18 protein-coding genes are annotated in these 24,538 nt (G+C 45.4%); 2 read left to right on the top strand and 16 right to left on the bottom strand.

Translation table 11 applies throughout. The features are described 5' to 3' along the window. Positions 1-79 precede the first annotated feature (79 nt). Together AC0L6N_RS04275 and AC0L6N_RS04270 are read right to left on the bottom strand one after the other, a co-directional pair. On the bottom strand, positions 80-1,882 hold the full coding sequence (locus AC0L6N_RS04275) for a carboxyl transferase domain-containing protein (RefSeq protein WP_473479156.1): 1,803 nt from the start codon (positions 1,880-1,882) through the stop codon (positions 80-82). Positions 1,883-1,990: 108 nt separating this feature from the next. Then, positions 1,991-3,964 carry a monovalent cation:proton antiporter family protein gene (locus AC0L6N_RS04270; RefSeq protein ID WP_473479153.1) on the bottom strand — a complete coding sequence of 658 codons (1,974 nt, stop codon included), beginning with the start codon at positions 3,962-3,964 and terminating at the stop codon, positions 1,991-1,993. Positions 3,965-4,092: 128 nt separating this feature from the next. On the opposite strand from AC0L6N_RS04270, the gene AC0L6N_RS04265 reads away from it, so the two are divergent. Beyond that, complete coding sequence (locus AC0L6N_RS04265) at positions 4,093-4,956, top strand: GGDEF domain-containing protein (protein WP_473479149.1); 864 nt, start codon at positions 4,093-4,095, stop codon at positions 4,954-4,956. A gap of 176 nt (positions 4,957-5,132) precedes the next feature. After that, positions 5,133-6,776 carry a response regulator gene (locus AC0L6N_RS04260; RefSeq protein WP_081429926.1) on the top strand — a complete coding sequence of 548 codons (1,644 nt, stop codon included), beginning with the start codon at positions 5,133-5,135 and terminating at the stop codon, positions 6,774-6,776. 206 nt (positions 6,777-6,982) lie between these two features. On the opposite strand, the gene AC0L6N_RS04255 is transcribed toward AC0L6N_RS04260, so the two are convergent. The 14 genes from AC0L6N_RS04255 to AC0L6N_RS04190 all read right to left on the bottom strand — a co-directional run bounded on the left by AC0L6N_RS04255 (position 6,983) and on the right by AC0L6N_RS04190 (position 24,507). Continuing rightward, complete coding sequence (locus AC0L6N_RS04255; protein WP_473479145.1) at positions 6,983-7,768, bottom strand: lipase family protein; 786 nt, start codon at positions 7,766-7,768, stop codon at positions 6,983-6,985. 159 nt (positions 7,769-7,927) lie between these two features. Continuing rightward, entirely contained in the window at positions 7,928-9,322 is a 1,395-nt protein-coding gene (tilS, locus tag AC0L6N_RS04250; RefSeq protein ID WP_473479142.1) for a tRNA lysidine(34) synthetase TilS, read from the bottom strand. Between the two features lie 96 nt (positions 9,323-9,418). Then, positions 9,419-10,375 carry an acetyl-CoA carboxylase carboxyl transferase subunit alpha gene (gene accA / locus AC0L6N_RS04245; RefSeq protein ID WP_006992121.1) on the bottom strand — a complete coding sequence of 319 codons (957 nt, stop codon included), beginning with the start codon at positions 10,373-10,375 and terminating at the stop codon, positions 9,419-9,421. A gap of 48 nt (positions 10,376-10,423) precedes the next feature. Next, complete coding sequence (gene dnaE, locus AC0L6N_RS04240; protein ID WP_011574115.1) at positions 10,424-13,891, bottom strand: DNA polymerase III subunit alpha; 3,468 nt, start codon at positions 13,889-13,891, stop codon at positions 10,424-10,426. Further along, a complete protein-coding gene (rnhB, locus tag AC0L6N_RS04235; protein WP_011574114.1) occupies positions 13,892-14,485 on the bottom strand; it encodes a ribonuclease HII in 594 nt (197 codons plus the stop codon). Continuing rightward, positions 14,486-15,652, bottom strand: a complete 1,167-nt coding sequence (gene lpxB / locus AC0L6N_RS04230; RefSeq protein ID WP_473479138.1) for a lipid-A-disaccharide synthase — start codon at positions 15,650-15,652, stop codon at positions 14,486-14,488. A gap of 3 nt (positions 15,653-15,655) precedes the next feature. Further along, positions 15,656-16,426 carry an acyl-ACP--UDP-N-acetylglucosamine O-acyltransferase gene (gene lpxA / locus AC0L6N_RS04225; RefSeq protein WP_473479135.1) on the bottom strand — a complete coding sequence of 257 codons (771 nt, stop codon included), beginning with the start codon at positions 16,424-16,426 and terminating at the stop codon, positions 15,656-15,658. Position 16,427: 1 nt separating this feature from the next. Then, positions 16,428-16,874 carry a 3-hydroxyacyl-ACP dehydratase FabZ gene (gene fabZ / locus AC0L6N_RS04220; RefSeq protein ID WP_006992116.1) on the bottom strand — a complete coding sequence of 149 codons (447 nt, stop codon included), beginning with the start codon at positions 16,872-16,874 and terminating at the stop codon, positions 16,428-16,430. Positions 16,875-16,915: 41 nt separating this feature from the next. After that, complete coding sequence (gene lpxD, locus AC0L6N_RS04215) at positions 16,916-17,950, bottom strand: UDP-3-O-(3-hydroxymyristoyl)glucosamine N-acyltransferase (protein ID WP_473479132.1); 1,035 nt, start codon at positions 17,948-17,950, stop codon at positions 16,916-16,918. A 42-nt stretch (positions 17,951-17,992) separates the two neighbouring features. Continuing rightward, the gene (locus tag AC0L6N_RS04210; protein ID WP_011574110.1) at positions 17,993-18,508 is read right to left on the bottom strand and encodes an OmpH family outer membrane protein; all 516 of its coding nucleotides are present in this window, start codon (positions 18,506-18,508) and stop codon (positions 17,993-17,995) included. 54 nt (positions 18,509-18,562) lie between these two features. Further along, entirely contained in the window at positions 18,563-21,037 is a 2,475-nt protein-coding gene (gene bamA, locus AC0L6N_RS04205; protein ID WP_011574109.1) for an outer membrane protein assembly factor BamA, read from the bottom strand. Between the two features lie 61 nt (positions 21,038-21,098). Continuing rightward, positions 21,099-22,451: a sigma E protease regulator RseP gene (gene rseP / locus AC0L6N_RS04200; protein WP_473479129.1), complete on the bottom strand. Its 1,353-nt coding sequence runs from the start codon at positions 22,449-22,451 to the stop codon at positions 21,099-21,101. Further along, positions 22,451-23,644 carry a 1-deoxy-D-xylulose-5-phosphate reductoisomerase gene (ispC, locus tag AC0L6N_RS04195; protein WP_473479126.1) on the bottom strand — a complete coding sequence of 398 codons (1,194 nt, stop codon included), beginning with the start codon at positions 23,642-23,644 and terminating at the stop codon, positions 22,451-22,453. The genes rseP and ispC overlap by 1 nt, the downstream gene beginning before the upstream one ends. Beyond that, positions 23,644-24,507, bottom strand: coding sequence for a phosphatidate cytidylyltransferase (locus tag AC0L6N_RS04190; protein WP_011574106.1), 864 nt, complete (start codon positions 24,505-24,507; stop codon positions 23,644-23,646). The genes ispC and AC0L6N_RS04190 overlap by 1 nt, the downstream gene beginning before the upstream one ends. Between the last annotated feature and the right edge of the window lie 31 nt (positions 24,508-24,538).

Below are 24,538 nucleotides of genomic sequence, written 5' to 3'. Positions count from 1 at the left end.
AATGCCATATTGTTTAAGGTAAGCTAAGTTTGTCGCTTTATAACGGGTAAAACTTAACCATTTCTGCGCTTTACTATTTTCAAAAGAGTGTTTGCAGGATTACTGCTCGTGTATCAGCTGGGTCAATTACCGCATCAATCTCAAGCACACTGGCCACTTCTGTAGCTTGGCCATTTGCATACTGCTTAGCAACGAGTTTTTCAAATAACGCTTGGCGTGCGATAGGGTCTTCTTGCGCCGCGAGCTCTTTACTGAAGCCCAATTTAACGGCCCCTTCTAGGCCCATTCCGCCAAATTCGCCAGTAGGCCATGACAACATATAGTGAGGTTTCATGGTGCTACCTCCCAATAACGCTTGAGCGCCTAGGCCGTAACACTTGCGTATTGCCACAGCCACTAACGGCACAGTGAGCTTAGCGCCGGAGGTAAACAACTTGGCTAATCTGCGCACGGCCCCGCGCTGTTCATGTTCTGGCCCCACCATAAAACCTGGGGTATCACATAAACTCAGCAACGGGATTGAGAACTCATTACAAAATTGCATAAATTCAGCCGCTTTCTCTCCAGCTTCTACGTCTATCGCTCCCCCGAGCACCTTGCAGTCACTCGCCAATATACCTACGGGCCGTCCCTTGAGTCGTATAAATCCTGTGATAATCGCTCCCCCGAATTGACGCTGCAACTCAGTAAAGCTGTCGTTATCAGCCAGTATATTGATAGCTTTTCGCATATCGTACACAAAGCGTCGGTCATCGGGCAGTACGTCTCGTAAACTGGCTTGCTGCGCGTCTTTATCAGCCTGCTCTTTCTCTGAGTATGTGATTGGGCCTTGAAAATACCCCAAACAGCGTTTTGCTAGATAGGCGGCGTCAGCTTCATCCTCTGCGACTATGTCCACCACACCATTTTTAGCTTGCGTTTCTATAGGGCCAATTTCTTTTGCATTGACCACGCCTAGGCCACCACCTTCGATCATGGCTGGGCCAGCCATTCCTATCCATGACTTTTTGGTTGCGATTCGAATATCAGCCGCACCGAATAATGCCGCATTGCCGGCAAAGCAATAACCGTTGGCAACGCTAATACGCGGCACGACACCACTTAAAGCAGCCCAGCTTGAAAATGATGCGCACTGGAGCCCCGAATTAACTATGGTGATATCAGTATCGCCGGGCCGCCCGCCACCGCCCTCGGTAAACATAATGATAGGCAGAGTCTGCTCTTGCGCCACAGCCAAAATACGGTCTAGCTTTTGATGGTGAAAGAACCCTTGGGTGCCTGCCAGCACGCTGTAGTCATTAACGATGAGGGCCGTTTTATAACCTGCTGTCGCTTTCACTAATGACAACGTTTGACGATTGACCTCCCCTACACCTGTGATGATGCCATCAGCAGCGGTGGCAGTTTTCAATTCTTGGTAGTCTCGTCGCTGACGCTGCGCCGCTACCGCAAACTGGCCGTACTCCATAAAGTGAGCACCTTCGCACAGATCTTCAATATTTTGCCGGGCACTTCTAAAACCCAGTGCTCGTCGCTTGGCAATGTGCTGATCTCGAGCTTCGTCCGATGTCATGGTTTGGCGGGCTTCGAAAGCATGCAGGGCCTTGCGCGTGCTAGACATAGCACTTGCCTGTGCTTCTGAGGACACCATGTTGGGCTCATCCTCTATCTCTAACAATATCTGCTTAGTCACCACTTCATCCTCTATGTTGACGTGCAGTCGTTTGATAACGCCTGAGTGCGTAGCCACCACAGGCAACACCGTTCCCATGACCTGTAGAGTCAACAAAGGTTGGCCCTGAGTAACGGTTTGCCCTTGGATGATAAAAATGTCAGATATAACAGCGATAGAACTAGCGGTAATAGTATGAGAATGGGACATAATACTTCTTCAATAAAAGGTAAAAATCACTATAAAGCGGTAATGAGCAAAACGGGAACCGCACTTGAAAACAAGTTGATTCCCAACGATTATATAACAAGGCAGCCATCAATCGCCTTCCAGTAAATAACGCTCAGCGCGTTCGACTCGCCTAGGCTTTCCACTGATCACCAGCACATCGCCCGCTCTTAGCACCATATTCATCGGTGGACTTTCCATTTCAATATTGTCCCTGCGTAGGCCTTTAATTTTGACTCCGGAACGATTTACATTGAGATCAACCAATGCTCTACCCGCCGCATAGGCGTTAGGCGCAACGATCACCGCATGTAAAAACTCTAGCTTATCTTGCTTTTCGTAACTCAATTCGGTGGTTTCACCAGGAAAGAAACCGTGCATGTTGCCATATTGTCCCTTTCGCTCTTTACGCACGCGCTTCAATATACGCGACATAGGGATACCCGATAAATGCAAGACTTGGGAAACCAACATTAAGCTCCCTTCGAGAATTTCAGGTACTACCTGGCTCGCTCCTGCCTTGTATAGCTCATTCATACGATAGTCTTTACGAGTACGCACCACTATCGGTAAATCAGGATATAAACTAGATATAAGCTGAATAACCGCCATGGCTTTGTTGTGCTCATCAAATGTGATCAATACTAACTTAGCACGCTCTATACCCACCGCCTTTAAGATGTCGTTTTGCCGAACATCTCCAAAGTAGACAGGCTGTCCAGCACTTTGGCTCTCTTGCACTCGCACGGGATCAGCGTCAACCACTAAATAAGGGATCGCCTCGCTTTTAAGTAACCGACTCACTGACTGACCGACTCGACCAAACCCCATGATAATCACATGGTCATGCATCAGTTCATGCTTTGCCGCAACCGAATCGATTGCTTCAAATTCAACTGGGGGCGCATTCACCATACGCTTTGCAAAATCGGAACTACGGGTCACTAACCAAGGGGTCATTGCCATGCTTAAAATCCCAATACTGAGGATCAAAGAACCCACTTGAGTTGATAAAATATTGTGATCAACCGCCAAAGCGGCGATGACGAAACTGAACTCCCCCATCTGGCATAACTTAAAACCAGCAGCCCAAGCGTCTTCTTTGGGTACACTGAATAATCCGCCAGCCAGACGAATAATGAAGACCTTAATCAACAACATACCGGCCAGCCCCAATAGCGCCCAATGCCATTGAGCCAGTAAATCAGTCAGGTTTAGGCGCATGCCAATTGTGATGAAGAACAGCCCCATCAAAATATCGCGAAACGGGCGAATATCCGCTTCTAACTGATATTTATATTGGCTCTCGCCTAACATCATACCGGCTAAAAATGCGCCTAGGGCCATCGACAACCCAAAAGAATACGTTAGACCTGCTGCCATTAACGCCACCAAAATGGTGGTTAATACGAACAACTCATCCGTGCGAGTTTGCGCGACTTCGGTAAAGACTCTCGGTAGGATCCATTTACCTACGGACATAAGAATGAAAACCACCACTATGCCCTTCACGATAGAAAGCGCAATCGCCATACTTAAGCTTTGCCCGCCGTCCATTGCCAGAAGAGGCACAACGATAAGTAAAGGCACAACGGCCAAATCTTGAAAAAGTAGAATACTGACCGCCATTTGGGCGCGAGATGTATTTAGGATCCCCATGTCATTTGTTTGCTTAATAACGATGGCTGTAGACGATAACGCGACGATACTCCCGACTATGATGGCAGCTGGTAGCTCTACGCCTAAAAGCATACTAATCCCCATAAACGCAAGAGTAGTCAGAAGCATTTGACCTAAGCCCACCCCAAACACCATTTGGCGCATGGCGATCATTTTTGGTAGTGAGAATTCCAAACCAAGAGAGAACAGCAAAAACACCACCCCGAGCTCGGCAAATGTTTGCATATCTTCAGGGTGTTCAAATAAAGCAAGTAAATCAGGGCCTGCGAGGATCCCGCAAAAGAGGTACGCCAAAATAGGCGGCAAGTTTATGCGTTTAAACAACCAGACACTGGCAACCGCCACCGCCATCAAGAGTAAAATATTTGCAAAAATCCCATGCATTACAAGGGTTACCACCTCTTAGCTAGATCAATTCCATTTTTAGGCATGAATACTGCTATGTATCCATCGTTATCGTAATCGGTGCGCTATTTTTAGCGGAAGCGCCAATATTTTGGCAGGAGTCAATAGTGGAACAACTCAATCAACTTTATGAACAGCATGTAGGTGAAAATGTGTTTAATCCGAGCCATTACGCGCCGGTTTTAAATCAACATGAGCTCAGTGCGTTCTTTCAAAAGTGGTTAACCACAATTGATTTAGCTGTTCTTAGCGAGTTGTTTTTCGAACAACTGCAAAATACGTTACCTCTGTGCGGATTAAAAATCCAGTGGAATCACAGTGATATCACCCACGGTGCACTCACCAATAAACCGTATAATAAGTGCTTAGCCGTGCGTCAGGGGGATAAAGAAATCGCCATGATCCACTATTCACTGTCTCGCACTTTGGCCGTGCGTGAGTGGCAAATACTACAACAACTGCACATGCTGTTTAAGAACCCGCTAAAGAACGGTTTAGAGTACGAGCGCATCAAACTGGTTGCCACCCGAGATAACCTGACGGCACTGGGAAATCGCAGCAATTTTGATGACACCATGCACCGTTTATTCAGTCAGGCGAAACGCCAACCTTGTCAGTTCGCTTTACTGGTTATTGATCTTGATAAATTTAAACAAGTGAATGATCAATTTGGTCACACACAAGGAGACAAAATACTCATCACCTGTGCCCAAACAATCTCAGCTTGCTTGCGAGAAACCGACTTTGCCTTTCGTTTCGGTGGCGACGAGTTTTGTTGCTTGTTAACCGACACATGCATAGATTCCTGCCAGCAAATAACCCAACGTATTCAGCTGGCCTTTAAAGAAAATAGCCTGCTTGCTCAGCACTACATTAGTTGCAGTATTGGTAGTGCCATTTATCAAGACGACGACACACAGCATAGCCTTTTTATGCGCGCAGATGCCGCCATGTACCGCAATAAAAAGTAACTCTTTTTTAGCTATATCAAACGTTGGTGTTATTAAACGCGCTGCAAAACACAAGCGCCACTTCACTTTCTGAATAGTTATCCATACCCAAAAAATGATTGAGCTTATTCATCGTTCATTATAACGTTGGGCATATAACAACGAGATAGAAATGAGCATCATAAAATGGATGTAGTTTGATTAAGATCCCCCCGCAGCCACCTGTCAAAGAACTGAATGTCTTGGTCATTGATGGGCAATCACTTGTACAAGATACGATAAAATCTGCTTTTCTAGAAATGGGCATCGAAAACGTTCGTTGTGCTCAAAATGCTTTTTATGCTCTGCGGCTCTGCGAACACATCTCTTTTGATATTATTCTCGTGGCGTTTGATGTGCGCAGTGATAAAGATGGGTTTAACCTACTCGAAGAAATGCGCTTTAAAGGGTATATCGCTAAGACCACCAGCGTTGTCTTTCTCAGCGCTGACACATCTGCCGAACTCGTTAATTGCGTGATAGAACTGCAACCAGATGATTTTTGGGTTAAGCCGTTGGACAAGTCCCGAGTGGCACAACGCATCAATTATATTCTGAAAGTCAAAAGTCAGCTGTATCGTTTGAATTATTGCTTCGATCAAGAAGAATACCCAAGCGCCATATACCTTGCCCAGCGTCAGCTCCAAGACGCATCTTTAGTGCAGTACTATCCACAGATTAATCGCTTGATCGGTCGTTGTTTATTCAATTTGCAAGAATATGCTGATGCAGAGGCTTTTTATCGGCAATTGCTCACGCAATATGATTATGGCTGGATTGTAGTAGGGCTATTAAGGTCCCTACTCAAGCAGGACAAAATAGACCAAGCAATGACCCTTGCAGATGAGTTGTTAGACCGAGACGACGCGCGCTTCGCCACCTATGACACACTCACCGAGTACTACATAGAAAAAGAGAATTACGAGAAAGGCTACGAGCTTATTAAAGAAGCGAGCAAACTGGCACCACGCAATATACAGCGTCACCGTAAAGCGTGGGATTTGGCTCGTTTAAACCATGATCCCTTTGGCCAATACACTGCCACTCAGAACATGGCGAAATACGCTAAAAACTCTATCCATGACACGCCTGATCTTCAGCTCAATGTCATCCGTTCAGGTATTGATTTAGCCAGTACGGCTTCTAACACGCAAGCGCAAAAGTTATTAGCTGACATGGAACGAAAAGTAAGTAAATTTCAGCAAGATTTTACTCACGTTAATGACTTCAAAAGCCAATTAACGGTTTTACAAGCTCGTTTGCTGAGCTTGGGAGACAACAAAAAACAAGCGGAAGAGTTGATGCAAACTCAAGGCGAAGTCAATAGCTGGCACTCGGTTGAAGATAACTTAGACAAGGTAAAGGCGTTTCACGAAGTCGGCCAACGAGAGCAGTCCTTGGCGATCCTAGATAGAATGAAAGAACAAATTCGTGGTAATGAATTTGCCAATCAAGTCATGTCTGAATATATTGATCAAGAGCGTAATGAGCGTAGCGAAATTCATCACACCCCTAAAGAGCTCGCTGAGATGGCGTCTATTCATTATAAACATAAACGCTTTGCGCCTGCTTATAAGCTCTTAACCCAAGCGATGCAACTCGCCCCCAAAAACCCGAACATTGGTCTGAGTTTACTGAAGGTATTAGCGAGAATAGCCCAAGATGAGGGGTTAAATGAAGAACAGAAAAGCGGTTTAAAACACTGCAAATCGTTGTTGAAAACAGCTGAGCTCTCTGCCCAGCAAAAGCTTAAACAAGCGCAATATATTGACGCTATCAATCAGCACCTGTCACGACAATAGTGATGCGCCGCGCCGATAGTAATTTTTCTCGTCGATAATAGTCCGTCACGGCTTTAACAATAAATATTGAGCCTTTAAGCAAGGGATTACTAAAGCTAAGCTGTCGATTGAAAAGTGATGGCTAGAGAAAGCCGCTATCTTCACGTATCAACCCCTTTTAGGATTACATCTAAGACAAGTTAATACGTTCCCCCCCCTCATGATACTCAGTGCTTATCAAAAAAGTCTTTGTTGCGTATGTACTTATGCATGTAATGATAAGAAATAGGTGAGATAAGCCAGCTGGTAAGTGTTTTGTATAGCCGCACTGACGGCCGAATGTTTTCGTATATTCGCTCATTATGCAGCCAAAGATTACGCCCCACATGTTGAAAGATGCCCGGCAAAGGCGGTAAAAACGTAATTATGTCCAAATCGCAGCAAATGCGATAAGTACGGCGGTGCAACATATAATGCTTATTAAAGCTTCTGAATCCCGTAGATGGCTGTCCGAACGTCACGACTCTGCGCACGGGGGAGTCAAAACGCCGCTCAAGCCAATCTGCGGTTAAAATAGCCATCGCCCCGCCGGATGAATGGCCTGTTAAACTGATCCGCTTGCCGCTCGCGATTAAAGGGGTCAGTACTTTTTCAATCTGCTGATAAATACTCAATGCCTCTTCTTCAGGCACCGCTCCTGCTACTTTTTGATTGAGCAACTTATCGTAACCGTAATGAATGTAATAAACGGTCTTGTTGAAACGCTTGCGCTTAGGGAAGCAACACAAATTTGTCAGCCAGTCGCTCAGTACTTGAGAGCCGCGAAAGACAACTATGACTTCTTTCTTTTTGTCTTGCCACAAAATACGCGCCAATACATGCCCCTGCCTGTTTTTGATGGCGACGTGACCGTGCTCAGCGAATCCTAACGCCACATGATCAAAGGTTTTTGGATAAGCCAGCTTGCACAACACTGCATAGCGCTCGTATTGGTAGCGTTTGAGTTTTTTCAATCAATAAGAAGGCGTTAGTAAGTTAATGTTTGCAGGCTACCCGTGCATTGTGACACTTCCATGACTCAACATGTCAATTGTGTATCCAATTGTTATGAATTAAAGATACGAACAAATAGATAGGCTGAATTCAACGCAGCGGACTTGCTGTTACCCACCCTACTTTTGGTATGTTAGGGTGCCTGATGAATCAAGTTTGTTTTGCGATACGGCTTTGTGCTGAATCGATTTTCCAGCAACAAATCGACCATGGATCAGCAAGCCAATGATCTGCTCGCCGTGCCTGATGATCGCAATGTTTGTGCGCTCCCAAGGAGGTATCTTCCACTCTTTGAACCATTGCTTCAACGGCTTAGATTGGGGTGCATCTTGCGGTGTAAAGCGCTGAGAAAAACCACCAAAGACCACGCTTACTGGGGCAACATCAAGATTATCTATGTTGAGGCTGTCATCGCTTACTTCGGTTAATTGCCCACGTTTTAGCTCTAATTCCCCTAAGGATAAGGGTAATTTTTTTACTTCATATGGCTGTATAACCGTTTCATATGGACTTATCTGCTCAGGAATGGTTATCACATAAAGCGCATTTTCAAAACGCCTGAATTGCCATTTTTGCCACTGTATCACTGGGCTAGCATCTTGCGCGGCTAACAACAGCTCCCTGCTTAACTGTGCCAGTATTGCTTGGCTTGGACTGAGAATATTCTGGGTATCTAGCCACATGCGCACCACTTGCAAACGCCATGGCTCAGTCAACGCCAAGAGAAGCTCAACAGACAAGGTGTTGTTTGGGTTTCGCAGCGAGAGTAGTTTTTCTTGTGTTACTTCATCTAATAACGCTTGCTGCTGTGCGCATAACTGAGCGCTGCGGGAAACCGACTGAGCAAAGTGTGGCCAACGCTGATGTAAAAGCGGATTAATATCTCGGCGAATAAAATTACGCTCAAAGTCGACGTTTTGATTCGACTCATCTTCTTGCCACACCAGCGCGTGTTCATCAGCATAACGATGAATCTGCGCTTGGCTTATTTCTAGCAAAGGTCTAAAAAAATGTACTTGCTCTTGAGGTGTCGAAGGTTTAGCGCGAGAAAAAAGACGCCCCATACCACTTAAGCCTTTTGGGCCAGCACCACGTTTTAGTTGCAGTAATACGGTTTCTAACTGGTCGTTTTGATGCTGTGCTAACGCTACAACACTGCCTGGCGGCGCTACTTCGACTAATTTGGCATAACGCGCATCTCTTGCTTGTGCCTCAATCCCGTTCCCGCTCGCTACATCAACAAATACCTTGGCGCTATGAAACTCGACTTCAAGTTCACTGCACACAGTGGCACAGTGCTGCTGCCATTTATCGGCATTATCACTCAACCCGTGATGAATATAGAGAGCACTTAATTGAAACGATGAAATGTCAGCTTGTTTTAACTGCCACAAAGCATGTAACAGCACATGAGAGTCAATGCCAGCACTGTAAGCAACAACAAGGTGTAGAGGAGATGGGTGGGAGCGTTTCAGTGCAGATACTTGCGCTGCTAAATGGTCGAATAAAGACATATCTGCCAATGGGTTGCTAACAACGTCAGCGCGAGTACATGTTTGTAAAAGCGCTGAACATAAACAGCCTGCTTACACAGGCAGCTAATCAATTTTTTAACAGTAACCAAACGACATGAGTCGCTCGTACCGTTGATCGAGTAACTCTTCAACAGACAAGCTTTTTAGTTGAGCGAGTTGCTGTTTAATGGTCGCTTTCAGATTCGCCGCTGCAACGTCATGATCACGATGCGCGCCACCTAAAGGCTCCTCCACTATGCTGTTGATCAAGCCTAACTCTTTAATTTGTCCAGCAGCTACGCCCATCGCTTCTGCGGCTAAAGGGGCTTTGTCAGCACTTTTCCAGAGGATTGACGCACAACCTTCCGGTGAAATAACGGAATAGGTACTGTATTGCAACATATTAACACGATCGCCAACACCAATTGCCAATGCGCCACCCGAGCCACCTTCACCTATCACAGTACAGATAATGGGCACTTTGAGTCCGGCCATCACTTTTAAATTGCGGGCAATGGCTTCACTTTGACCACGCTCTTCAGCGCCCACACCAGGGTAAGCACCAGGGGTGTCGATAAAGGTAATGATAGGCAAATTAAAACGCTCAGCCATTTCCATTAAACGCAACGCTTTACGATAACCTTCAGGCTTAGGCATACCAAAGTTACGTTTGATTTTCTCTTTGGTATCGCGGCCTTTTTGGTGTCCAATGACCATAATAGGCTGCTCATCTAACATGGCTAAGCCACCGATGATTGCTTTGTCATCGGCGAAAGCGCGGTCACCTGCCAACTCATCAAATTCGCTAAAAATACGGGGGATATAATCCAAGGTATACGGGCGCATTGGGTGACGCGCAAGTTGCGATACTTGCCATGCCCCTAAGTCTGCGAATATTTTTTTGCTCATTTCCGCGCTTTTTTCACGCAGTTTTGTGATTTCTTCCTCGATACTAATATCGAATTCACCGCCTTGATTAACCAAACGCAATCCTTCAATCTTTGCTTCAAGATCAGCGATTGGTTTTTCGAAATCCAAAAAATTCAAGCTCATTCCACACCTAATTTGTTTATTCGTGAACAGACGTTATATCTGTCAAAATCAATGAAACACCAGCTCTACATGCTCTTTACCGAACTGCTGCTGTAATTCAAAAAGTAACTGATCCTCAGGGGTAACGTACCACTGGGCACCTAACGCTAATGTTACCTCGGCATCCGGATGCACAACATGGGCTTGTACCGGACAGCTTCCGCCTTGATAAGGCGCTAATATTGCTTGCAGTTTAGCGAGTGTTGAGGCATTACACCAGCTCGATTCAAACTGCATACTTAACCATTTTGCGTTCTTTTCCCTCGCCTGAACTATGTCCATAGCGTCGCGGGCGCCTATTGTATTGCCCCCGGAAAATTCATCAAAGCTGACCTGTCCACTTACCACCAATATTCGGTCAGATTGCAGTATTTCCTCGTATTGTTCAAACAGATCGGGGAAAAAACGTACATCTATCCTAGCACTTTTATCATCTAATGTGACAATGCCCCAACGTCGACCTCGTTTATTGGTCATCACCCGTACGCCAATAACTAACCCTACCGCGTATGATACGACATCTTTATGGGTCGGTTTGAGATCAATCAAGCGACCCGTACAGTAATGTTTAATTTCTTGGGCATATTGGTTAATTGGGTGTCCCGTTAGGTAAAGCCCTAATGTGACCTTTTCGCCGTCTAACCAGACTTTCTCTGCCCAATGTGGCACTTTAGCAAACGCTTGCTCCACTTGCTCAGGCTCTGTGGTTAGCAGGCCAAACATATCACTTTGCCCGTGGGCCTCGGCTTTAGCGTGTTGATCTGCGGCAGATATCGCTTCCGGTAAGGTGGCCATAATAGACGCTCGATGTGGCCCGAGGTTGTCCAGTGCGCCAGCGTAAACGAGTTTTTCAAGCACTCGCTTATTGATCCGTTTAGTATCCACTTTTGCACAGAAGTCGAATAAGTCTGTGAATTTTTCGTGGTTTTCCCGCGCTTCAATGATCGCGGCTATAGGGCCTTCCCCCACACCTTTGATGGCTCCGATGCCATAAACAATTCGCCCCTCGCTATCAACGGTAAACTTGTAGCTACCTGCATTGACATCAGGTGGCAATAAGGTAATTCCCATTCGCTGACATTCGTCGACTAAGGTCACGATTTTATCTGTGTTGTCCATATCAGCGGACATTACCGCCGCCATAAATTCAGCAGGATAATGGGTTTTTAACCAAAGGGTTTGATAAGAGACCAAGGCATAAGCAGCAGAGTGAGATTTGTTAAAACCATACCCAGCGAACTTTTCTACCAGATCGAAGATTTTAATCGCCAACTCAGGGTCAATGTTGTTGTTTTTGGCGCCGGTCTCAAATGACTCTCGCTGTTTGGCCATTTCTTCGGGCTTTTTCTTACCCATAGCTCGGCGAAGTAAATCTGCCCCTCCCAAACTATACCCAGACATTTCCTGAGCTATCTGCATAACTTGTTCTTGATACAAGATAATGCCGTATGTCGGCTCCAGAATTTCTTTCAAGCATTCATGTTGGTATGTGGCATCGGGATAGGAGATTGCTTCTCGGCCATGTTTACGGTCGATAAAGTTGTCCACCATACCTGATTGCAAAGGACCCGGTCTAAATAGAGCTACCAACGCGATAATATCTTCAAAGCTATCGGGTCGAAGTCGCTTAATCAAATCCTTCATACCGCGGGATTCAAGCTGGAAAACGGCTGTGGTTTCAGAGCGCTGTAAGAGTTTAAAGGATTTCTTGTCATCCATCGGAATCGCCAAGATGTCGATATCGACGCCTTTACCGGCGGAAATCATATCGATAGCCCATTGAATAATGGTCAGTGTACGTAAGCCCAAGAAATCAAACTTAACCAGACCTGCCGTTTCAACATCATTTTTATCAAATTGCGTGACTGGGTTTTTCCCCTCATCATCACAATATAAGGGCGCGAAATCGGTAATTTTATCTGGCGCGATAACCACACCACCGGCGTGTTTACCCGCGTTACGAGTTACCCCTTCAAGAATTCGCGCCATATCGATGAGATCTTTGACTTCTTCATCGTAGGCGTAAAGCTCCGGTAATCGCGGCTCTTCTTCAAATGCTTTGGTTAACGTCATACCTGGCGTAGGTGGAATAAGCTTTGAAATACGATCAACGAAGCCATAAGGGTGACCCAAAACTCGCCCAACGTCGCGCACAACGGCCTTCGCAGCCATGGTACCAAATGTGATAATTTGCGATACCGCATCACGACCGTACATTTCAGCAACGTGATCAATCACTTCGTCGCGTCTGTCCATACAGAAATCGACGTCGAAATCCGGCATGGAAACCCGCTCAGGGTTTAAGAATCGCTCGAACAGCAAATCAAATTCCAGCGGATCCAAATCCGTGATCCCTAGTGCATATGCCACCAGTGAACCAGCACCTGACCCTCGTCCCGGGCCAACTGGAATACCGTTATCTTTACTCCACTGAATAAATTCCATTACGATCAAGAAGTAACCGGGAAATCCCATTTGGTTGATTACCACTAACTCAATCTTTAATCGTTCATCGTATTCTGGGCGTTTAGCAAGGCGTTCTTCTTCGTCAGGGAAAAGAAACGCTAAGCGTTTTTCTAATCCCTCTTCAGATACTTTTACTAAGAAGTCTGCGATGGACATATCGCCCGTAGGGAAATCTGGTAGGAAATAAGTGCCTAGTAGTACTGATACATTACAACGCTTGGCAATCTCAACTGTGTTCTCAATCGCTTGGGGAATGTCGGCAAATAGCTCACACATTTCCTCGCTGGTGCGCATGTATTGTTGCTCACTGTACAACTTAGGACGACGTGGATCGTTCAGTGTGTAACCATCATGAATGGCCACGCGGATTTCGTGCGCTTCAAAGTTATCAGGTGAGATAAAGCACACTTCGTTTGTGGCCACTACGGGCAAGTCGTGTTGCCCTGCCCACTCCACCGCTCGGTGAATATAGTCTTCTTCGCCTAAGCGCCCTGTGCGTGTTAATTCTAAGTAGAAACGGTCAGGAAAATGCTGCTGGTAAAAGGCGGTAGCCTTTTCAGCTAGGCCAACATTGCCTTTGGTTAGATAAACGCCTAAGTCGCCCATACGGCCACCCGAAAGGATGATCACCCCTTCACTATGCTCAACCAACCATTCTTGGTCTATAACGGCTTTGTCTTGCACACTGCCGCGCAGATACGCTTTAGAGATGAGCAAAGTGATATTTTTATAGCCTTTGTTATTAGCGGCTAGCAACGTCAAGCGAAAAACATGATCTTCTAGTGCATCTGACTGCACCCAGAAGTCCGTACCAATAATGGGTTTAATGCCGTTTGAATGGGCCTGCTCATAAAATTTTACCAGGCCACACATGTTCATCTGATCGGTTAAGGCAACCGCAGGCATATTGAGTGATTTTACATGGGCAATCAGCGGTTTTACTTTGTTCAAACCGTCTAGCATTGAATAGTCGCTGTGGACTCTCAAGTGTACAAATTTACAATCAGACATTTAGTTTCCTGCCAACTGCCCGCCACGTTGCATTAACGATAATTGCACGGGTTTGAAGCTCATTCGGTACTGAGATAAAGGGCCAAGTTCAGCCAGTTTTTCTAGGTGCGCTTTTGTGGGGTATCCCTTGTGCTGAGCGAAACCGTATTCAGGGTGAGCATTATGTAACTCGCTCATTTCCGCATCTCTGGTCACTTTAGCAATAATCGAAGCCGCTGAAATTTCAGCAAATAGGCTATCACCTTTTACCACCGCTTCACTGGCATAATCCCAATTAGGACACCGATTACCGTCTACGCGCACAAACGTGGGCTGGGTTGCTAGCCCTTGTACTGCTCGCTTCATAGCGAGCATGGTGGCATGCAGGATATTTAACTCGTCAATCTCTTGCGGTGACGCTCTGCCTACACAGACCGCTAATGCGTTCTGCATGATGATATCAAACAGGGCGAGACGTTTTTTCTCTGATATTTTCTTTGAATCTGCTAACCCGGCAATTGGTTTGGCTGGGTCAAGGATAACAGCGGCGGTTACCACATCGCCCACCAAGGGCCCGCGGCCAACTTCATCGACACCTGCAATTAACTGGGTCATTTACTTGCTCTCTTGATTGGGTTCTATTAGCGATAATACCGCTTTGGCCGCTTGGGCATCTGCATCTTGCTTGAGTAACCCATGAAGTTCAGTAAAGCGGGCGACTAACGCAGCTTTCTGATCTTCACTCTGGTTAAAGTGGTGCAATAATTTGCCGGCAATATTCTGAGGGTTAACGTCTTCTTGCAATAATTCGGGGACTAACTCTTCATCCGCTAAAATATTGGGTAATGCAAAGTATTTAGCAATATATAAACGCTTCATCATTTGGTGGGTTAGCCAGCTCATACGATATGCTACCACCATAGGGCGTTTGCATAGCATGGCTTCTAGCGTCGCTGTCCCCGACGCTAGCAATACAACGTCAGAAGCTGTCATCACTTCACGAGCATGGCCGATAACCACTCGGTAATTTACGTCAACCAAGTGCTCTCGCATATAGTCTTCAACTTGACGTTTGCGCTCTTTGTTAACCACTGGGATGAGCACACATAAATCGCTTACGTCTTTGGACAATAGTTCTGCGCTTTGCATAAAAATATCGAGCAGCAAGCTCACTTCACTGTGGCGACTACCAGGCAACAAGGCCAATACTCGCTCGTCTGGGTGTACTTTTAATGCTTTACGTGCAGCACCTTTATCAGGCACCAAAGGGATGCCATCTGCCATGGTATGGCCCACAAATTGACATGGGATATTATGCTTATCGTAGACCTGCTTCTCAAACGGAAACAAACTCAAAACCAGATCGGTTGCTTTAGCAATATTGAACACGCGCTTTTCACGCCAAGCCCAAACCGTGGGGCTGACGTAATGCACGGTTTTAATACCCGCTTTTTTAAGAGGTAACTCTAAACGTAAGTTAAAATCTGGGGCATCAACACCGATAAAAATATCTGGGGGATTAGCGATAAAATGTTGATATAAACTTTTGCGAACAAACAACAATCTGCGAATACGCGATAACACTTCAACGAGTCCCATCACAGATAGTTCTTCCATGTCGAATATCGTTGTACACCCTTGCGCTTGCATGCGTGGACCGGCTATCCCTTCAAAAATGGCATTGGGATATTGCTGCTTAATACTGCTGATTAATCCGGCGGCTAGTATGTCGCCGGATGTTTCACCGGCAACTATTCCTACTCTAATGGCTTTTTCGCTCATGGCTTAGCGCACAATACCTCGTGAAGAGGTCGCCACAAAATCAGCCATGATCTTAACCTCGGGCGTGCTTTGCGCCATTTCGTTTAGCAACTCGACCGCTTCGTCTGCTCGATGACCATTTCGGTATAGCACCTTGTAGGCTCGGCGTAATTGCATAATGACCTCTTTATCAAAACCGCGTCGCTTCAAACCTTCACTATTGATACCATGAGGCGTGCTTTTATCACCGCCTATCATGACGTAGGGAGGTACGTCACGCAGCACGATTGCGCCACCTGCTACAAAGCTATGTGAGCCGATATGGCAGAATTGATGAAAGGCTGTCATACCGCCTAAAATAACGTGATCGCCAATGTGCACATGGCCTGCTAACGTCGCGTTATTTGCCAAAATAGAGTGATCGCCAATGACGCAATCATGGGCAACATGGGCATAAGCCATAAGCAAATTATGTGAGCCAATTTGAGTCAATGCCTTATCTTGAGCTGTGCCGCGATGGACAGTGACTGATTCGCGAAAAACGTTATTATCGCCAATGGTCAAATACGTATCTTCGCCAGCATATTTTTTATCTTGGCAATCTTCACCGATGGAACCAAACTGGAAGAATCGGTTGTTTTCGCCGATCTTAGTGTGGCCTTTTACGACCACATGAGACTCAAGCACCGTGCCTGAGCCAATTTCAACATTAGCGCCGATAAGACAATAAGGACCAATTTTCACATCATCGGCGATAATCGCCGAAGGATGAATGATAGCTGTAGAATGTATCACGTTATAGTTTCCGCATTGCACACATGAATTCTGCTTCGCAGACGGCTTTGCCATCTACGCTGCCGACACCGTGGAATTTCCAGATCCCGCGGCGCTCTTTTATAAGGCGCACGTCCATATCTAAACGATCACCAGGCACAACAGGATGTTTAAAGCGCGCTTTATCTATCCCTGCATACAAATATAAATCGTCACTATTACCTGCAGTTTTAAAGCCTAACACGCCTGCGGCTTGTGCTAATGCTTCTAAGATGAGTACCCCGGGGAAAATAGGCTTACCCGGAAAATGGCCAGTGAAGCACGGCTCATTAAAGGTAATGTTCTTATAGGCTGTGATCGATTCACCTAAGGTGTAGTCCGTAACACGATCAAGTAATAAAAATGGGTAACGGTGGGGTAAAAGCTCAAGAATTTCTTCAATTCCAAGCTGATTGATATTATTAACCAACAGGTTATCTCCTCAATTAAGTCACCAATTGGCAAGGTAACTTATTTTAAATGCGATTTTTCGAGTGTTTTGACACGCTGATTGAGGGTGCTAAGGTTACGCAACGCCACTGCATTTTTTCGCCACTCTCGGTTTTCAATAGCGGGCATTCCGGAAGAGTAAACGCCAGGTTTGTCTATGGCTTTTGTCACCATACTCATCCCCGTAATGTAAACGTTATCACAAATTTCCATATGTCCGTTAATTGCCACCATGCCACCAATTGTACAATTGCGGCCAATAGTAACACTTCCAGCGACAACTGTGCATCCAGCGATAGCAGTGTTCTCACCAATAATCACATTGTGTGCGACTTGACACTGATTATCGATAATTACACCATTACCAATGATGGTGTCATCAAGCGCACCACGATCAATAGTACTACTGGCGCCCACTTCAACACGATCTCCTAAGATAACCGTACCTAACTGAGGTATTTTAACCCAACGGCCTTTGTCATTTGCATAACCAAAACCATCAGCACCAATGACAGTGGCAGATTGTATTAAACAGTCTTGCCCTAGTACTACGCGATGATACAGAGTGACATTTGCCCACAGCTTAGTATTGGCACCAACACTTACCTCTTTACCAATAAAGCAGCCGGGGCCAATTTGTACGTTATCTGCTAGCTTAACACCCGATTCAATAACGGCATGCGCGCCAATACTAACGTTATCCCCCAATTCAACATCATCAGCTATCACTGCTAAAGGTGAAATGCCGTCGGCCGAACGAGGAGTAGAGTCAAGTAATTGTGCTGCGAGTGCAAACCCAACATAGGGATTGTCCATCACTAATGCTGAGCACTGACAATGCGATAAATCTTCGGATTTTAAAATAACGGCCGAAGCGGCCGTTTTTTCAAGCTGGCTACGATACCGACTATTCGACAAAAATGAAATCTGACCATTGCCTGCTGACGCCAATGTGGACAGTGAATGGATTTGTGTCTCACCACTGTCGCCATCAGTAAGATGTAGCGTGGCTCCAATTTTATCAGCTAATTGCTGTAAGCTAACCGTTTGATTCAAAGTCAGACCTTATTATCGATTTTAACGCGCGTCCTGTTGGACTTATTTTACTTTACTGACCTGCTCTAATACTTTCTTAGAGATATCATCTTCTGGATTAATAAACGCAACTGCATTGGCGTTTAATATAACGTCATACTTTTCTTTCGCTGCAACAACGTCAATTGACTGCTTGATGAAACCAAGCAATTTATTTTGCTCTTCTTTCAAACGACCTTGTACTTCTTGTTGAAGCGGCTGCGCTTTAGCTGCATATTCTTCACGAAGAGCGTTGATTTTGCCTTCAAGTTCAGTTTTTTCTTTGCTGCTCATAGTCGCTGCATCACGTTGATTCTTCTCAATGTAATACTTAATGTCTTTTTCTAAGCGGCTAACTTCTTCAGTTTTGTCTTTAAACTCTGCCGCTAAGTCTTGTTGAATTGTGGCTGCTTGAGGCATAGATTGGAAAATACCTTGTACGTTAACCGCACCTATTTTTTGCTCTGCCAATGCTGCACTACTGAATGCTGCTGCGCCAATTAATGCCCCTGCTACAAGACTTTTCGTAAATGTTTTCAAAAGATACTCCTGATTTTTAATCGTTATTTTTCTCAGCACTAAACAATACTGGATTTAAAATGTTTGACCAATGTTAAAAGAGAAAAACTTCGTGTCATCCCCTTCTCTTGATTCAATCGCTTTAGAGAAGCTGAATACCATAGGTCCCATAGGCGACAGCCATTGTACAGAAAGACCACCAGAAGCTCTATACAACTTGTAATCACTGTAATCTTCTAATGGATCGTTGTTAAACTGTTGATTAAGCGTTAAATCTTTATAACGGTCATACCTAAATTCGGTATCCCAAACGTTACCTACATCCACGAACAAGCTAGTACGTACCGAATTATCGAAGTCAGCTTCCACAAACGGAGTAGGCACGATTAACTCGACCCCCCCTAAGATCATCGCGTTGCCCCCAAGCGAACGAGACGAAATAGTCACAGTGTCATTAACTGGGCTGCCGTAAATAATATTGCCGTCAATATCTCGGATGACTGAAGGGGTAAGCTGCACACCACGAGGTCCAACAGTGTTGTTTTCAAAGCCACGCAGTGAATCATTACCGCCAGCACCGAAGTTTTGGTTAAACGGTAAGATTTGATCTACGCCATTGGCGGTGCCATAACCGTTACCATAACCTAACTTCAAGCGAGCCAAGAACGACCAACGCTGGTTACGAGACAATGGGAAATAAAACTTGGTATCCACTTCGGTTTTAAAGTAGTTAACGTCAGAATTCGGCGTGGTGATGCTGAACGACGCACGTTGCGACGAACCAGCCGTTGGAAAAACACCACGGTTTAGCGTTGAGCGGATCCAAGCAACTGACGCTAAGAAGCTATCGTATTTAATAGAGTCATCAGGGTTACTTTCATCCACAAACTGATTATAAAAGCGGGTTGTCTGTTCATAAGAAGTGCTTTGGAACAACTCAACATTACTGTAGGTCAAACCAAAGTTAATGCGGTTGAACTCATCAATAGGATAACCGACGTTTGCGCCAACTGAATATTGTTTAGAGTTATATTGAATAAAACCAGCGCTTTCTCCATCAAACTCGCTGTAGCCAACCGAGCCACCTAAGCTGATACCATCGATGGTGAAATACGGGTCTGTATAAGAAATCTGAGCACTTTTTTGATATGACGTGGTACTTAGGTTAAGGGCGATACGTTTACCTGTACCTAAGAAGTTATCTTGTTGGATACCCGCTTGTAAGCTCAGCTTAGTCCTATCACCGTAACCGATCCCGGCATTGAATGAACCAGAAGCTTGCTCTTTTACGCTGAAGTTAACATCAACTTTGTCGTCTTCGCCAGGTAGGCGAACCGTTTCAAAATCAACTGATTCCATGTAGGTTAAGCGAGAAAGTGCGTTCTTCGAAGATTCTAGCGTTGCATTTGATAGCCATGCACCTTCCATTTGTGTCACTGACTGACGCAATACTTCATCAGCAGTGCCAATGTTACCTTCGAAGTTAATACGACGAACGTAAATGCGTTTGCCGGGGTCCACGGATAAGGTCAATTTAACCGTTTTATCTTCTTCATTAATATCAGGAATGGTGGTAACCGTCGGATAAGCGTAACCAAAGCGACCAAAATACTTGCTGATAAACTCTTCTGTGTACGTTACTTCAGCCTGGTTATATAACTCCCCTGGCGTAATAGGCAATACGAGCTTTAAGTAATCCTCATGACCTAATAACTCACCGACCAATTCCACTTCAGAAACTTTATACTGCTCGCCTTCTTCAATATTCAAGGTGACGTATATACCCGCTTTCTCAGGCGTCATGGATACTTGCGTCGATTCAATATCGAACTTCAGATAGCCTCGGTCTTTGTAATAGCTTGTGACCGTTTCCATATCACCGGTAAGGGTCTGTTTCTGATACCGGGTTTCGGATAGGAAATCCCACCATGGGGCATCGAATTTCAGTTCCATTTGTTCGAACAGAGTAGCGTCGTCAAAAATGGTGTTACCAACAATGTTGATCTGCTCAATTTTGGCGGCGTCGCCCTCTTCGAAAAGCAGCTTTAGGTCAACACGATTACGTGGCAAAGGTGTAATGATCGCACTTACATCGGCATTATATTTACCAATACTGTAGTAGAAGTCTTTTAAGCCATTTTCGATAGAAGTCAGCACGGTTTTATCCAGTGGCTCACCTAAACGAATATTGCTGCCGTCTAAACTTTCTTGTAGCTGCTCGTCTTTAATGTCGTCATTGCCTTCAAGAATAATATTACTGATAGTGGGGCGTTCTTTCACCTTGACCACCAGTACATCGCCGTCACGCAGCACTTCAATGCTCTCGAAATGCGTTGATGCATATAATGAGCGAATAGCCTGTGCTATACGGAAGCTATTCATTTCATCACCGACTTTGACCGGCAAGTAGGTCAATGCCGCACCAAGGGCTACACGTTGCAGACCTTCGACTTTAATATCAGAAACGACAAATTCACTTTCTTGGGCCGACTTTGCCATATTGGCAACGGATAACATCAATCCTGCAGCAACTAACTGTTTAAACTTCATTTATTACCATTCTTCCTAAGCGCACATATGTTTGTGCTTTGACCAATTTGGCCGATAAAAATTATAAACGCGTAATGTCGTTAATGATGGCGATACTCATAAACAGGAGTAATAATAAGCCACCTATTTTAAAACCAATCTCTTGTATAGAGTCCGGAACGGGTCGACCACGTAAAAGCTCTATAAAGTAATAGAGTAAGTGTCCACCATCAAGCACCGGAATGGGTAAAAGGTTAATAATTCCCAAATTGACGCTAATTAACGCTAAAAAGCTCAGAAAATACACTATTCCTGAACTCGCACTCATCCCAGCACCCTGGGCAATGGAAATCGGTCCACTGAGGTTTTTAACCGACACATCACCTGTAATTAACTTTCCTAGCATTTCGACGCTAAGCGTCATCAGACGCCATGTTTTGTCGCTCGCTTGGGCAACAGCATCAATCAGACCGTATTGGTGAGTGAATAAAACCCCTTTCGGCCATGGTGCTAACGTTGGGCTGACACCCAAGTAACCAATCTTATTTTCACCATCTTGGCGCGAGCCCAACAAGCCGCTCAACCTCACAACCTGCTCGTCTCTTAGCACCTCAATGACAACATCAGCATTGGGACGCTTCGCAACATAACTGACTATTTGTTCCCAATTTGCCATGGTAGTTCCATCTACCTGCTGAATTTTATCGCCAACCTTTAAACCAAGTTGCTCTGCAGCAGACTTTTCAGCCACCAAACCAACGATACTCAAGACTTCTGGCCGATACACAGACAAACCTAAACTTTCGATTGCGGAGTCTTTGTCCGGATCAAATTGCCAAGTGCTCAAATTTAACACTTTAGTTTGTTCAACTGGGCTATTTGGCAATGTAATAGTGAGTGGCAGAGTATCATTGCCAATATATGAAATCAGCTCTAGATTCACCGCTTGCCAATCGATGGTGTCTCGCTCTCCCACTCGCTTGATGATAGAGCCCTCTAGCAATCCAGCTTGGCTGGCGATACTGTCTGGCTTTATTTCGCCTAGCATCGGCTTGATAGTTTGAACGCCGATAAGATACATCACAAATAAAGCAAATATGGCGAAAATGAAGTTGGTTAACGGGCCAGCAGCGATAATAGCAATTCGCTTGAGTACGTGCTGACGATTAAAAGCGTGAGGCAAATCTTCTTCTGCTACGTCGTCAACTCGCTCGTCGAGCATTTTTACGTAACCACCTAATGGTATGGCAGCAATAACGTATTCAGTGCCTAGCTTATCCGTGCGACGCCAAAGCGCTTTACCGAAACCGACGGAAAAACGCTCGACTTTGACTCCGCAGCGCCTTGCCACCCAGAAGTGTCCCCACTCGTGCACAGCGACCAAAATACCCAGCGCAATAACGAACGACGCTAAACTCCATAAAAAGCCTAACATTAGCGCGCCTCTCTTGAGTAAGATGAAATAATTTGTTGTGCCTGACGACGACATTCCTTATCCCACTCAACAATGGCATTGATGTCATCGAGCTGACACCCCTGCATTTTTGCTACGCATTGTTGATTGACTTGGGCTATTTGGCTAAATCCAATTTGGCCAGATAAGAAAGCTGCCACTGCCACTTCATTCGCTGCATTTAATGCGGTTGTAGCATATTGGCCTGCATCAGATGCTTCTATTGCCAAATATAAATTGGGATAGCGTTGTGGCTCAGGTTCGTCGAAACTAAAATTGCTCACGGTTTGGAAGTCCAGAGGTTTAACCCCAGAATCAATGCGTTTTGGAAACGCTAAGCCATGGGCAATCGGCGTGCGCATATCTGGGTTGCCCATTTGGGCTAACACTGAACCGTCGCAATACTGCACCATGGAATGAATAATACTCTGAGGATGTAATACCACTTTGATATCACTCGTTTGCAAGCCAAATAACCAACGCGCTTCAATAAACTCCAAGCCTTTATTCATCATAGTGGCGGAATCAACCGATATCTTTTGCCCCATATCCCAATTAGGGTGAGCACATGCTTGAGCAGGTGTCATCTCAGATAAACGATTTAATGGCGTTTCCCGAAACGGCCCTCCCGAGCCGGTTAATAAGATACTGCTGATCCCGGAGGCCGCCAAATCACCGTATTGAAAGTCATGAGGCAAGCACTGAAATATAGCGTTGTGTTCACTGTCAATGGGCAATATCGTCGCGCCATGCTCTTTAGCTGCATTAATGAATAACTCGCCTGACATCACCAACGATTCTTTGTTGGCCAATAGTACCTTCTTGCCCGCTTTAACCGCCGCGATAGTAGGTAATAAACCCGCACCACCGACAATAGCGGCCATCACTACATCAACCTCATCAGCGCTGGCAACATCAGCTAACGCTTGCGCGCCTGACAGAAGCTCTGTTTTTATTCCACTGGCGAGTAACGCTTGTTTGGCATTTTGATAACGAGTGCTGTCGGATAACACAAGATACTTAGGTTGGCACAGTTTGGCTTGCTCAAGGAGCTTATCTATTTGGCTATGAGCTGTTAACGCATAAACCTGATACAAACTAGGGTGGCGCAACACCACATCAATAGTGCTTTGTCCAATAGAGCCTGTTGCGCCTAATATACAAATATTTTGCATTAAGCCATCCACGAAACATAGCAAAAGGCAAAAACAGGAAATGCCGCCGTTAAGCTGTCAATGCGATCTAAAATACCACCGTGTCCCGGCAACAAGTTTCCACTGTCTTTGATACCCGCACAGCGTTTAAGCATACTTTCGTTTAGATCGCCTAATGCAGATACCGCAACCGTCAAGCCGCCAATTAAAATGTTGATCCAAATTCGGCTGGGGTCAACGGCATAGTGAAGTGCCGCAAAAGCGATGATAAGCGAAGAAGCGCCAACGCCTCCCATTAAGCCTTCAAAGGTTTTGCCAGGAGAGACTCTTGGGCGCAGTTTAGTGCGACCAAACTTAACTCCAACAAAGAATGCGCCAATATCGGCAGCCCATACTATGCCCAACACGTAAAAAATGAGTGACGCGCCGTAAAAGCTATCGACGTCATACAAACTGGTTCGCAATGAGACTATCGCGACCCAAGTCGGTATTAGCGTGAGTAGACCGAATATCCCTTGAATCCCCCTACGCGTGCGCCAAAATGAACTAAAACGAGGATAGGCAATGATCATCAACAAAGATACGAACCACCACAAGGCGGCGATACCTAAAATATAATGGTAAAGGCTATTTAACTGGCCTTGATACCAGATATTTTCCACGTCTATGGTAAAGGTGAAATAGCTGCATATGGCCACCACTATAAGCGTATATATGGCTTTAGTTTGGCGGGTAACAAACCCAGACATATTTGCCCATTCCCATGCACCTAATCCAAGCACGCCAATCATGGCTATTTCGAAACCAAGCATAGGTAGAAATAAAATCGAACACAGTACCAGCGGTGCCAACACCAGTGCGGTCAGAATACGTTCTTTCAACATTGTGAGCCCTCAGAAGCGAAAGTGGAGATAA

The sequence above is a fragment of the Paraglaciecola sp. G1-13 genome, from assembly GCF_055809255.1.
Note: the sequence above shows the minus strand (reverse complement) of the source record. Positions and strands in the feature narration are given on the sequence as shown.

Bases quoted from the DNA above. Each gene is read 5' to 3' on its own strand.
- ispC (WP_473479126.1), bottom strand. From the start codon at position 23,644: ATGCAAAATATTTGTATATTAGGCGCAACAGGCTCTATTGGACAAAGC.
- bamA (WP_011574109.1), bottom strand. From the start codon at position 21,037: ATGAAGTTTAAACAGTTAGTTGCTGCAGGATTGATGTTATCCGTTGCC.
- AC0L6N_RS04275 (WP_473479156.1), bottom strand. From the start codon at position 1,882: ATGTCCCATTCTCATACTATTACCGCTAGTTCTATCGCTGTTATATCT.
- rseP (WP_473479129.1), bottom strand. From the start codon at position 22,451: ATGTTAGGCTTTTTATGGAGTTTAGCGTCGTTCGTTATTGCGCTGGGT.
- lpxB (WP_473479138.1), bottom strand. From the start codon at position 15,652: ATGAGCGAAAAAGCCATTAGAGTAGGAATAGTTGCCGGTGAAACATCC.
- AC0L6N_RS04270 (WP_473479153.1), bottom strand. From the start codon at position 3,964: ATGCATGGGATTTTTGCAAATATTTTACTCTTGATGGCGGTGGCGGTT.
- rnhB (WP_011574114.1), bottom strand. From the start codon at position 14,485: ATGACCCAGTTAATTGCAGGTGTCGATGAAGTTGGCCGCGGGCCCTTG.
- accA (WP_006992121.1), bottom strand. From the start codon at position 10,375: ATGAGCTTGAATTTTTTGGATTTCGAAAAACCAATCGCTGATCTTGAA.
- dnaE (WP_011574115.1), bottom strand. From the start codon at position 13,891: ATGTCTGATTGTAAATTTGTACACTTGAGAGTCCACAGCGACTATTCA.
- AC0L6N_RS04190 (WP_011574106.1), bottom strand. From the start codon at position 24,507: ATGTTGAAAGAACGTATTCTGACCGCACTGGTGTTGGCACCGCTGGTA.
- tilS (WP_473479142.1), bottom strand. From the start codon at position 9,322: ATGTCTTTATTCGACCATTTAGCAGCGCAAGTATCTGCACTGAAACGC.